Here is an 11647-nt window from a genome sequence, read left to right on the forward strand (position 1 = left end):
GGCACTACCCCGCGCCAACGGTGAGTTTGACCTGCACCGGGTGTTGCGGGTCGTTGGCCTTGCGGGCGCTTTGTTGCAGGTTCACCTGTACACCGGGTTGCGCCTTGAGTCGCTCGGCAAATCGAAAGGCGTCGCCCAGCACTTTGGCTTCCAGGTCCAGATGAATCAGTTGGGCCTGTGTGTTGATCTCGACGCGGGTCAAGGCGATGTCTCGGGACCAGGCTTGGGCCACGGCATCCATCAGTGCGAAGGGCGTGGCCTTTTGTTGGGCGAAGGTGGACAGCTGCTGTTTTTGCGTGGGCGACAGGCGAATGGCGGCCTGTATCAACTGCTCCTGACGGCGAGTCAGCTGGATGAAGTGCTGCTCCAATGCGTCGGTCTGTTGTTGCTGTTGCTCCATGCGTTGCCAGTGCTGCCAGGTGTTGAACAGCAGGGCGGCCGCGCCCAGCCATAGGACAGTCACCCACGGCCTGCGGGTGGCGCTGGCGCGTAGGAAATCCACGTGTGGCCCTTGAGGCGTACGCAGGTGCTGCCAGACAGTCGCGAGCCTGGATTTCATGCAGACGACTCCTCCAGCCAGGGGTGCACCGGACCCAACCGGTTTTCCGCCGGGGTGTTGGTGACCACCAAGGTGGCAGCGGCATGCCGCTCCACCAGCAGGTCGGCGGTGAACAGGTTGTCGCTCAAGGTGCTGCCGCGTGGGGTGGGTATGACGCAGACCTGATCGATCACACCCTGTTGTCGATAGAGGCAACTGAGGCTTTCGGTTTCGGGCACCACCAGCACACAGTCGGCCGGTAAGTGCCGCCAATACCGCTGCGCCACCGCTGTCAGCAATGGCATACACGTCACCAGCGGCAGGCGACGCAGCTTGAATAGCTCACGCAGGTCGTGCAGCAGCTCCCGATGCATCGCGACCGCCAGGCGTTCATGGCCGAAGGCGCTGTCCGCCACGTGTATTTGCCACTGCTCAGGGTCGATGCCGGCTTGTTGGCTGAACGTGGCCTCGGCGAATCCTTGCCAATCGTCTGCGCTGTACAACCCGGTTTGCCACCCCAGCATCAGGTAATGCACATGGGGAAATCCCAGCAGCACCGTGGCGCGGTCCAGGAACCCTACGCGGCCGCGCGGCGCCTGTTCCAACAGCTCGGCGCAGGCGGCCAAGGGCACGCCTTCATGTTGCGCGCGCCACACCGGCGCACCGCGCCAGCGCGGGCGCGCGGCCCACTCGGCACCGGTGCTGTGCAGCCACACCACATGCTCAATAAAGGGAAATGACACGGTGGATCTCCTTGAGCGTGGTATCGCCCTGGGCGGCATGGGCCAGGGCGATATCGCGGATAAATACGTGGCCGGCTTCACGCGCCAGTTCACGCAGGCTGGAGGCCGAATTGCGGTTGAGCAGGCCCTCCTTGATGCTGTCGGTCAGCGTCAGCACTTCGGCCAGGGCGAGCCGGCCTCGATAGCCGGTGTGGCGGCAGGTCTCGCAGCCTGTGCCCACACGGTAGTGGCCCTGTCTGAGTTGGGCGTCAGGCAGTTGGGCGAGGCGGACAATATCGGGGTCGGGCTCGGCGTCGACGCCGCAGTCCGGGCAGATGCGCCGCACCAGGCGCTGGGCGACCACGCCGTTGAGGGCTTCGACAAAACTGGCCGGGTCCACGTCCATATAGGTAAAGCGCTCCAGCACACTGAACGCGCTGTTGGCGTGCACCGACGACAGCACCAGGTGCCCGGTCAGCGCCGCCTGCACCGCGATACCGGCGGTTTCGCCGTCGCGGATTTCCCCCACCAGAATCGTGTCCGGGTCGTGGCGCAGGATCGAGCGCAGGCCACGGGCGAAGGTCAGGCCCTTCTTGTCGTTGACCGGAATTTGCAGCACGCCGGGCAGTTCGTATTCAACCGGGTCTTCGATGGTGATGATCTTTTTCTCGCCGGTATTGGTCTCCGACAGGGCGGCGTACAGCGTGGTGGATTTGCCGCTGCCGGTGGGTCCGGTCACCAGCAACATGCCATAGGGTTCGCTGGCCAATACGCGGATGCGCGCGATGGTGTCGGCGCTCAGGCCAAGGGTTTCCAAGCTCAGGGATTCGCCGCGCTGGGACTTGTCGAGAATCCGCAGCACCGCATCTTCGCCGTGGATGCTGGGCATGATCGACACACGAAAATCCACCTCGCGGCCCTGGATCTTCATCTTGAAGCGTCCGTCCTGGGGCACCCGCCGCTCGCCGATATCCAGCTCCGACAGCACCTTGATCCGCGACAGTGCCTGCTCGGCCATGTCCAGGCCGCTGGCCTGGCCCATCTGCTGCAACACGCCGTCGATACGGTATTTGATCACCAGGCCCTGGGGCGTGGTTTCCACATGGATGTCACTGGCGCGGCTTTGCAGCGCATCGAACAACATGGAGTTGACCAGGCGCACCACTGGGTTGTCGTCGCGGGCGATGCTGCTCAATGAAATTTCCTGGGCGGCCTGGCTGACACGGGCGCTTTCATCGTCGCTGCCGAAGGGTTGCATGACCCGTTGGCTGGCTTCGGCCAGGGTCAATTGAGCTTTCACCGCGCCGGGCAGGCTCATGGCGAGGGGTAATTGGCGCAAGGTTTTGGAGGACTGCAACCAGTGTCGGCTGGCCAGGGTGAACGGGTCGCCCAGTACCAGGCAGGGCTCACCGTGGTTATCCACAGGCAGCGCGTTATGGATCAGTGCCTGGGGCAATGCCAGCAGATCAAAACGCCAGTTTTCACTGAGGGTTTGCGGAGCGATGGCAAGCAGGCCGAGGGGCTGGGCGATAGTGCTTAATTGGTCGGGTGCTTTTTCCAGGACCTCCCGCAGGTAATCGGACAAGGGGATGCCTCGTTGTGCCGCAAGCGCTTGCCATTGCAGTGTCTGCTCACTCATCGCGTTACCCCTGAATGGAACCCGCCAGTTCGAAAATCGGCATGTACAGCATGAACACGATCAAGCCGATCAGCCCGCCCACCACCAGCATCAACAGTGGCTCGAACACCTTGCTGAACAGCTCAATGGCGCGCTCCAGTGCCTCATCGTGAAACTGCGCGATGCGCTCACACATGGCCGCCAATTCGCCGCTTTGCTCGCCCACCCGCAATAGGCGTTCGGCGACGGCGGTGGTCAGTTGATGGCGGGCGAGGGCGGTAGAGAGGGGTTGGCCGGCCTGGATATCGGTCATGGCTTGGCGCAAGGCGCCTTGACGTTCCACGGGCAGTAGCGCGCCGGACAACTCCACCGCCGTGACCACCGGCATTCCGCCCATCAGCAACATGCCTGCGGTGCGATAAAACCGCGCGAGCACAAACAGCGTGCGCTGGGCTCCCAGGCTGGGGATTTTCCAGAACAGGCCCGCTGCGCGACGCTTGAACCCGGCGCTGCGAAACATCAGCACCAGTGCGGCGATGACCAGCACCAAGCCGACCAGCATCTCCAGGCTATGGGCGTCCACCAGCGCGCCCCACCACACCATGAAGCGCGCGGTGGCTGGCAGGTCGGTGACCGCATCGAATACCGAGGCGAAGCGCGGGATCACGAAAAACAGCAGAAACAGCAGGATCAACGCGCCCACGCTGAGCACCACCAAGGGGTACATCAGGGCGCCGCTGACGCGCTTTTTGACGGTTTCCAAATGCGCTTCGAAATGATGGTAGCGGCGCAGGGCCACGGCCAATTGGCCGCTGTGCTCGGAGGACGCCACGGTGGCGATCAACAGCGAAGGAAACGTCTGTGGCTTGAGCTGCATCGCCTTGGACAGTGAGTTGCCTTCATACATGGAGGCGAGCAGATCGCTCATGACCTGTCGGTTGACGCCCGGCGGCGCCTTGTCGCGCAGGGTTTCCACCGCTTCCACCAGCACCAGTCCGGCGTCCAGCAGCACCACCAGTTCCTGGATAAACAGGCCAAGGGCGAACGTGCTGCGGCGACTCGGCAGTTTGAGTTGGCGGCGGGCTTTGAGCGAGATGACTTGCACACCCTCGGCCTGCAGTTGCCGGCGCGCCTGGGAGAGGTCCACGGCGTGCAGTTGCAGGGACTGCAAATGGCCGTCGCGGATGATGCGTGCGTCGACGTCGATCATGGTGCCTGCCTCGCCAGTTGTTGGCGTTGTTGCAGTAACTCACCGTAGTAGCGCCACACCGCCCGGGCGTAGCGCGAGCGCTGCGCCTGGCGATCCGATTTGGCCCCGGCGTTGTAGGCGCCGACTGCCTGCCAGCCATAGCCCTGTTCGCGGATAAACCCGGCGAGGATCCACGCGCCGACCATCACGCTGGTGCAGGGCTGGGTAATCAGGTGTTGTTCGGTGATGCCCCATTGCGCGAGCGCAGGCAAGTGACGGCTGTTGATTTGCATCAGGCCGATGTCCTGGCTGCCGTCACTGTTGACGTTACGCGCGTGTGGGTTGAGGCCGGACTCGACCTTGGCGATGGCGTACAGCAGAAGCGGGTCAACGTGGTAACGGCTGGCCGCCAATTGCCAGCAGTTGGCCTGGGCAACGCCCATGCAGCACAACAGGGTTAAGGCAAGCGGCAGGCGGCGCATGGTGGGTCACAGCCCGTAGACGATGTCGGCGTAGGTGTTCTCACCGCCAGCTTTGCCGTCTCGGCCCAGGCAGATGATCTCTGCGTCGTTGGGCGCAGTACCGGGGTTCTTGAAGAGGTAAGGGTTGCCCCATGGGTCTGGCGGCAGTGACTTGAGGTACGGCCCTTGCCAATTGTTCGCGTTGGCGGGGCGCGTCGTGAGCGCATTCAGGCCGAGTGTTTCGTCGGGGTAGGTGCCAGTGTCCAAGCGGTACTGATGCAAGGCATCGGCAAGGGACTTCATCTGCCCCTGGGCTGTTTGCACCTTGGCCAGTTCCAATCGATCAAACATCTTCGGCCCGACGTAGCTGGCGAGCAGGGCAATGATCAGCAGGACTACCAGCAGCTCAAGCAAGGTGAAACCGCAGGAGCGGGTGCGGAAAAAGGCGCGACTGTACATGGAGATACCCTGTGGGAGTGCCAAGGCACGGCGGTTGTGTAGCCATCTCCCGGCCCGCGTTTGAGCGGGCACCGCCGGTAGTACTGCATCGCTATTCGAATTACACCTCTACAACTGTAGCGTTCGTCGATATAAGGCGCCGTGAGGCGCCCTATAACGTTTGGCTCTTGGGGTTATCGAGTTAATGAATATGCGCGTCGGCTTATTCCACCTTTTCCCAAGCGTCGCGCCATGCTTCGCCGGTTTCCGGTGCATAAGCCCATGCGGCACCAGCGCACCAGCCGCTGTTCGGAAACGGTCTGCAGCGGTAGTTACCGCCAGCGTTGCTCACGATGTCCCCGGCTTTGTACGGTGTGCCCTCTACGTAGGCCGGATACTCTCCGCCGCCGCTGTCCGGAGTCACCGTGAAGTCGAACTCCGCCTGGCTGGTCTTGCCGTTTTGCTGGTCGCGCACATTCAGGCGTGCCTTGAACGGGGTCGCCTCTGTGACGGTGTAGGCAGTACCGCTGACGTTGGCGGCGTTCTGCGCCCCGGTCATCCCAGGCACCGCCCATTGGTAGAGCAGTTGCCCGTTGCTACCGGTCGAGCCCGTGCCACTGAAGGTAAATGCCTGTCCGGACTTCAACGAAGTGGGGCCGGTAATACGGGCAACCGGTGGCGCTGGGTTAACAGGCGTTTCCCCACCCGGAATGATGGACATCGCCTTGGAGTAACCCTCGTTCTGGACGAACACTGAGTTGGCGCTTGGGTCGGCTGAGTTGAACGCAATGTCGTTACCGTGCTTTTCCCCGACTTTGGCGATGCTCGCATTGATCTGACTGGCCAGTTGTTGGCCCCAGATTTTCGCGTCCAGATTGGCTGCCGTGATGGGCAGGGTTATATCGACGACCTCCTGGGCTCGCGGGGTGTTGTCGAGGATGCGGAAGCGCACGGCGTCACCGGGTTTGAGGGCGCCCATGACGGCGTCGATGAACTGGCCAAGCTCGCGCCAGCGCTCCGGAATACCGCCCCCGACGATGTTAATGTCGCTGCAGTTGTAGAACCCTTCCCCGGCCGGATCTATGCGCTGCCATTGCACGAAGAGCGTCGCCTTGCCGGACTGCTGTGCCGGAACCGGAACTGACATCTTGAAGTATCCCGAGGCCGAAATAGCCGGTGGCTTGTTGCCCCAGTTGGTTTGCGCGACCGTGAATTGCTCGGTGTGGATAAGGGTCAAGTCATTCCAGGTCAAGGGGGCGCGGGTTGGGTCAACGCCTGGTTTGGTCAGGAACACCCGCGCAAAGCTGGGCACGTGGGGCGCCGTGCCGATGATGCGCACGTCCATTTTGCCGTTTTCGGGCGTCACGTCGGTGCGGTGCCAATCCCATTTCGCCTCCAACGGCGATTCGTTCCCTACCAGGTTCAGGCCGTCTTTTTTGCTGTCGGCTGCCGAGCACAGTTTGCCGTCCGGCACTTCTCGCTTGACGGTCTCCAGGTCCTCATAGCCGGGCGCCCGGATCAAGTGCGCGACTTCATTCCATTGTTGACCTGGATACTTTTCACTTTTTTTGTCCAGTGCTGCGCACCCAGCGTCACTTTTGCTACCTGACCAAAAGTCCGGAAGCATTCTGCAGTGGATCTGTCGTGCGATGGGGGTATCCACGCCGCCATGGGCTATCGCCAGCGCCGGCATCAGAATTGCCAGTGCGAGCACCCAGTTAATCAAGTTCCTTGTGTAGCGCTTTAGGTTATTCATGTTGTAGTCCGCCTCAATTCAGATAGAAAAGTTCCGAACGGCTGGAACGATCAGTGTGTGTGCAAGGGCATCATTGGTTGGGCTGGTCTCCACGGGGAGCGCTGGGGATTGGAGGGTTACTCTGTCCAGGGCCGTACAGAAACACCCACCCTTGATAACTGCCTTGCCCTGTAAAACTCTGATTGATCACCGCAAAGTTGCTTTGCTTGAACGGCGCGCCGCTGGCGTTGCTGAACACGCCCATGATCGTTTCACCCGGCCCCGGGACCACGCCCCAATCGGCGGTGCCGGTCAGCGGGTCGTCATAGACCCGGCGCAGGTAGCGCTTGATGGTCGGTTGGCGACGGTCCAGCACCAGGTCTTCGAGGGACTTAGGGAACGTATTGCCAGCCGCGTAGTACAGGCCGATCGCCCGCCGAATCTCATTGCCTCGCGCCAGCAGTTCCAACTCACGCTCGCGCTGCAACACGCTGGACCACAGCGTGCCTGTTTCCATCAACATCACGGCCACCACGGCCACTGTCACCAACATGCCCATGAACACCGAGCCGTCCTGGCTGTGTTTACCAGTCTGCATAGGCGCTCCCGTCGTGGGCGCTGCCGGGCGCACCGCTGCGCACGTCGCCCAGGCCTTGTTCGTCGGAGGGTTGCAGTTGCCAGGTGTCGCGCTTGCCGGTGAGCGGGTCCATGGGGATTTCGCGCAAATAGCGCCGGTCGACCAGGGCTTGCAGGGACTCGGGATTGTTGCCGTGGTCTTCACGGTATTGGTCCAGGGCCTGGCGGATGGAAGACAGGTTATGGCGCAGCACGGTTTCCTGGGCCTTGGCGTGCTGGCGAAAATACTGGGGCGTCACGAGGGTCATGAGGGTGGCGATGATAGCCATCACCACCAGCAACTCGATCAGGGTAAAACCCCGATTACCACTGGCTGTATGACGTTCCATTCAAACTCTCCCGTGTGCTGCGGGACGAAACGTCGAATACATCTTCCCCCTCTTGTGGGTTATCAGCGGTGCTCTTGTAACTGCGCAGTTGCCAGGTTTGCGCGGGCAACAGTTCCGGACACTCGCAGACGGGGTCGCGGGGGATGCGGCGCAGGAAGAAGAGTTTTTTGCCTTTGAGATCGGTCTTGTCCGTGACCCCCTCGACTAATGCTTGGAGGGAGGGTGGATAACCGCTGTCGCTGATACTTTTTTCAATACGTCCGTCGTCGCTGGCTTCTTTGTAGGCGTCGATCCCACGGCGTATTTCCCGCAACGAGCGTTGCAGGTCAAGTTCCCTGTCGCGTTTACCCATCAACGCCGTCAGCGGATAAGCCACTGTCGAAAGCGTGGCCAGTAGGGCCAGCGTCAGTAGTAATTCAATCAGCGTAAAACCTTTGGCGCAGTGATGACTGGAATGACCCCGCCCTATCACTGATCTATCTCCCTTCTATCGCGCCAAGGACTTCTGCATTAACCCAGGCCAATGGATATAACTGCAAAAGTGAGTGTAGATGAACTTTGAATCTGAGTATTTTTTGTACAGTTGGCCGATAAGCGGTGGTTACCCACAATCACTGTGCACGTGCCTGTGGATAAGGTGTTTGTGGTTGTCCACAGAGCATGTAAATCAAGGCCTGCAGCGCGCTGTACGAAAAACAACCAGGCTAAGTGGCGGTTTTTACAGGCATTTTGATGTGGATAAGGACGCTGCCCATTCTCGACTTGCCCCCAAACTCTGTTGGCGGTTCTGTGGATAAGATGTTCGCTATCAGCTACAGGCCATATAAACAGTGGCTCTCAGTGAGTTGGTTGTATTTTGATCAATTCGCCCTTTTTGTTCCGATAAACCGGTAGATGCCCCGGTTTATGAAGGTTTGAGGCGGTTTTCCACAGCGTCGCCAGAGTTGCCCCCAAAGTCTGTTGGCGGATCTGTGGATAAGGTGTTTGCGTACCGCTGTGGGCTTTGTATTACGTGGCTTGCAGGCTATTGATCATAAATTGATCAAGGCAGGGCTAAACCCGTGGAGTTGAATAAGTCACGGATTTTCTTCAGTTAATTTTGGACAAGTAAGCCAGTTGCCCACAATTACTGTGGGTGGCTTTGTGGATAAGTTGTTGGGTAAAGGCTGGAGGGCGCGCTGGCAGAGGCCTGCGAGAGATTTGATCAAATATTGAGCAGTGTGAGGTTCAAGTGGGGGAGGGGGCTTGTCCCCTCCCACCTTGTTGAGCTGCGGGTATCGATTATTCGTGTGCAGCAACGCCTTTGAGGTAAGGCGCCGGTGCAGCGCCCAGATTGCTCAGCAGGCGCTCGCTGTACCAGTCCACAAAGTTCACCACGCCGAACTCATAGGTCTTGGAGTACGGCCCTGGCTGGTAAGCGGTGGAGTTGATCCCGCGCTGGTTCTCTTCGGCCAAGCGACGGTCCTGGTCGTTGGTGGCGTCCCACACTTGGCGCATGCGCTCCACGTCGTAGTCCACGCCTTCGACGGCGTCCTTGTGCACGATCCACTTGGTGGTGACCATGGTTTCCTGGGCGCTGATTGGCCACACGGTGAACACGATGATGTGATCGCCCATGCAGTGGTTCCAGGAATGCGGCAGGTGCAGGATGCGCATCGAGCCCAGATCGGGGTTTTTGATGCGGCCCATCAGCTTGGCGCAGCCTTGCTTGCCGTCCAGCGTCATCGACACAGTGCCCTTGAGCAGCGGCATGCGCACGATGCGGTTGCGCAGGCCGAAGCTGGCGTGGGCGTAAGGAATTTTTTCCGCGTCCCAAGCGGCTGCGGAGGCGGCCACGTGGTCCTTGAACGCCTGGTCGGCGCGCGGGTCGGTGACATCGTCCCATTCCAGCAGGGTCTTGAGCAGTTCCGGGTGCGAGGCGTTGCAGTGGTAGCACTCGCGGTTGTTTTCCAGCACCAGCTTCCAGTTGGCTTTTTCCATCAAGGTGGTTTGCACCGCCACCTTGGTGTTCTCCATGTCGTACGGTTCCATGTAGTGGTTCAGGGTCGACAGGAAGTCATCAATGGCCGGCGGGTTCTCGGCCAGGCTGATGAAGATGTAGCCACCGGCGGTCTTCACGTTCACCGGCTTCAAACCGTACTGCTTCATGTCGAAGTCGGCGCCCATTTCGGTACCGGCAAACAGCAGGCGGCCGTCCAGCTCGTAAGTCCACTGGTGGTAGTGACACACGAGTTTGGCGACCTTGCCCTTGTCACTGGTGCACAGGCGCGAGCCGCGATGGCGGCAGACGTTGTGGAACGCATGCACCACGCCTTCGGCGCCACGAATCACGATGATCGGGTTCTTGCCGATTTGCAGGGTCAGGTAGTTGCCCTTGGCGGGAATTTCGCAGGTCATGCCAGCGATCAACCACTCTTTCTGGAAAATCTCCTGCATGTCGATATCAAACAGCCGGTCATCAGAGTAGAACGGCTGCGGCAGCGAAAACGTGCGCTCGCGCTCTTGCAGCATTTGCGCGGTGGCCTTGCGTGCGGGTTCCAGCGGATCGCCCAAGCTTAAGGTTGCGGTGACGTCCATCGTGTGTGTCCTCATGGCCATTCTGTGTGGCCGGCGAATAGTGGCTACGGTTGATGCTATGCAAGGCGTAAAGAAAGCGTAGTTGTTGGGTGCGAGTGTGGGGCCGGCGTTGCGACGATCCTTATCCATGGGCGACATGGCCCAATCTGATCCCGACGCGCAACCCCCTGTCGTTGGGGGCTGGTCGCGATAAGTATGTGAATGTCGCAGATAGGTAAATGGGTGGTTCTCGCGTTACGCAGAATCGCCACCATAAAGCCGAATATCGGCAGTGGAGAATCAGCATGTCCAACAGTTTCCTGAATCCAGTAACTACCCAGACCTGGGCCAATGGTCGGCACATCGTCCGTTGCGTCAAAGTCATCCAGGAAACCTGGGACGTGCGCACCTTTTGCTTCATGGCCGACCAGCCGATCCTGTTCTTTTTCAAGCCGGGGCAATTTGTCACCCTGGAGCTGGAAATCGAAGGCCAGCCGATCATGCGCTCGTACACGATTTCGAGCTCGCCCTCGGTGCCTTACAGCTTCTCGGTGACCATCAAGCGTGTGCCGGGCGGCAAGGTGTCCAACTGGCTGCACGACACGCTGCACGAAGGCCAGGAACTGGCGGTACACGGACCGGTGGGGTTGTTCAACGCCATCGACTTCCCAAGCCCCAAAGTCTTGTACCTCAGCGGCGGTGTGGGGATTACTCCCGTGATGTCCATGGCGCGTTGGTTCTACGACACCAACGCCAATGTCGACATGACCTTTATCCACAGCGCCCGCTCGCCTAAAGACATCATTTACCACCGCGAGCTGGAGCACATGGCGTCGCGGATCGATAACTTCAGCCTGCACCTGATCTGTGAGAAGCACGGTCTGGGCGAACCTTGGGCCGGTTATCGGGGCTACCTGAACCACAAGATGCTCGAACTGATGGTGCCCGACTTCCTGGAGCGCGAAGTGTTCTGCTGCGGCCCGACGCCGTACATGAACGCGGTCAAGCGCCTGCTGGAAGTGGCCGGGTTCGACATGGCGCGCTATCACGAGGAATCCTTCGGTGCGACGCCGCCGGAAGCTCGTGCCGATGCGGTGGAACAAGCCGAACAGGCGGCCGACGCGCCGGAAATCGATTTGGCAGACCTGCATCAGGTGGAATTCATTTCGTCAGGCAAGAGCATCCGCGTGGCGCCGGGCGAAACCGTGCACGCAGCGGCGGCCAAGCTTGGGCTGTTGATCCCGAAAGCTTGCGGCATGGGCATTTGCGGAACGTGCAAGGTGATGAAGCTGGGCGGGGAGGTCGAGATGGACCACAACGGCGGGATCACCGAGGAAGACGAAGCCGACGGTTACATCCTGTCGTGCTGCAGCGTGCCGAAAGGGGATGTGCGTATCGAGTTCTGATTGCTCAAACAGGCACAAC

At 60.4% G+C, this 11647-nt stretch carries 12 protein-coding genes; 1 reads left to right on the plus strand and 11 read right to left on the minus strand.

What is annotated here, in order from left to right:
• Positions 1 to 4 precede the first annotated feature (4 nt).
• From ACEN2T_RS19395 to gbcA, 11 genes are all read right to left on the minus strand, one after another.
• Complete coding sequence (locus ACEN2T_RS19395) at positions 5 to 559, minus strand: hypothetical protein (protein WP_095185084.1); 555 nt, start codon at positions 557 to 559, stop codon at positions 5 to 7.
• A complete protein-coding gene (locus ACEN2T_RS19400; protein WP_095185083.1) occupies positions 556 to 1281 on the minus strand; it encodes a hypothetical protein in 726 nt (241 codons plus the stop codon). Before ACEN2T_RS19400 ends, ACEN2T_RS19395 begins: the two co-directional genes overlap by 4 nt.
• Positions 1262 to 2899 (minus strand): GspE/PulE family protein, encoded by a 1638-nt coding sequence (locus tag ACEN2T_RS19405; RefSeq protein WP_122754267.1) that lies wholly within the window; start codon positions 2897 to 2899, stop codon positions 1262 to 1264. The genes ACEN2T_RS19400 and ACEN2T_RS19405 overlap by 20 nt, the downstream gene beginning before the upstream one ends.
• A gap of 4 nt (positions 2900 to 2903) precedes the next feature.
• Positions 2904 to 4088 (minus strand): type II secretion system F family protein, encoded by a 1185-nt coding sequence (locus ACEN2T_RS19410; protein WP_032883996.1) that lies wholly within the window; start codon positions 4086 to 4088, stop codon positions 2904 to 2906.
• Positions 4085 to 4549: a transglycosylase SLT domain-containing protein gene (locus tag ACEN2T_RS19415; RefSeq protein ID WP_032883995.1), complete on the minus strand. Its 465-nt coding sequence runs from the start codon at positions 4547 to 4549 to the stop codon at positions 4085 to 4087. Before ACEN2T_RS19415 ends, ACEN2T_RS19410 begins: the two co-directional genes overlap by 4 nt.
• 6 nt (positions 4550 to 4555) lie before the next feature.
• Positions 4556 to 4987: a type II secretion system major pseudopilin GspG gene (gene gspG, locus ACEN2T_RS19420; RefSeq protein ID WP_122763904.1), complete on the minus strand. Its 432-nt coding sequence runs from the start codon at positions 4985 to 4987 to the stop codon at positions 4556 to 4558.
• 202 nt (positions 4988 to 5189) lie between these two features.
• Positions 5190 to 6722, minus strand: a complete 1533-nt coding sequence (locus ACEN2T_RS19425) for a lytic polysaccharide monooxygenase (protein ID WP_442117325.1) — start codon at positions 6720 to 6722, stop codon at positions 5190 to 5192.
• 70 nt (positions 6723 to 6792) lie between these two features.
• Positions 6793 to 7299 (minus strand): type II secretion system protein, encoded by a 507-nt coding sequence (locus ACEN2T_RS19430; protein WP_442117326.1) that lies wholly within the window; start codon positions 7297 to 7299, stop codon positions 6793 to 6795.
• Entirely contained in the window at positions 7286 to 7666 is a 381-nt protein-coding gene (locus ACEN2T_RS19435) for a type II secretion system protein (RefSeq protein ID WP_032883989.1), read from the minus strand. The genes ACEN2T_RS19430 and ACEN2T_RS19435 overlap by 14 nt, the downstream gene beginning before the upstream one ends.
• Positions 7641 to 8138 (minus strand): prepilin-type N-terminal cleavage/methylation domain-containing protein, encoded by a 498-nt coding sequence (locus tag ACEN2T_RS19440; protein WP_422631334.1) that lies wholly within the window; start codon positions 8136 to 8138, stop codon positions 7641 to 7643. Before ACEN2T_RS19440 ends, ACEN2T_RS19435 begins: the two co-directional genes overlap by 26 nt.
• 809 nt (positions 8139 to 8947) lie before the next feature.
• On the minus strand, positions 8948 to 10243 hold the full coding sequence (gene gbcA / locus ACEN2T_RS19445; RefSeq protein WP_032883986.1) for a glycine-betaine demethylase subunit GbcA: 1296 nt from the start codon (positions 10241 to 10243) through the stop codon (positions 8948 to 8950).
• Positions 10244 to 10527: 284 nt separating this feature from the next.
• On the opposite strand from gbcA, the gene gbcB reads away from it, so the two are divergent.
• The gene (gene gbcB / locus ACEN2T_RS19450; RefSeq protein ID WP_032883983.1) at positions 10528 to 11628 is read left to right on the plus strand and encodes a glycine-betaine demethylase subunit GbcB; all 1101 of its coding nucleotides are present in this window, start codon (positions 10528 to 10530) and stop codon (positions 11626 to 11628) included.
• Positions 11629 to 11647 lie beyond the last annotated feature (19 nt).

The organism is Pseudomonas sp. W22_MBD1_FP4 (assembly GCF_052113765.1).
GTDB lineage: Bacteria > Pseudomonadota > Gammaproteobacteria > Pseudomonadales > Pseudomonadaceae > Aquipseudomonas > Aquipseudomonas sivasensis.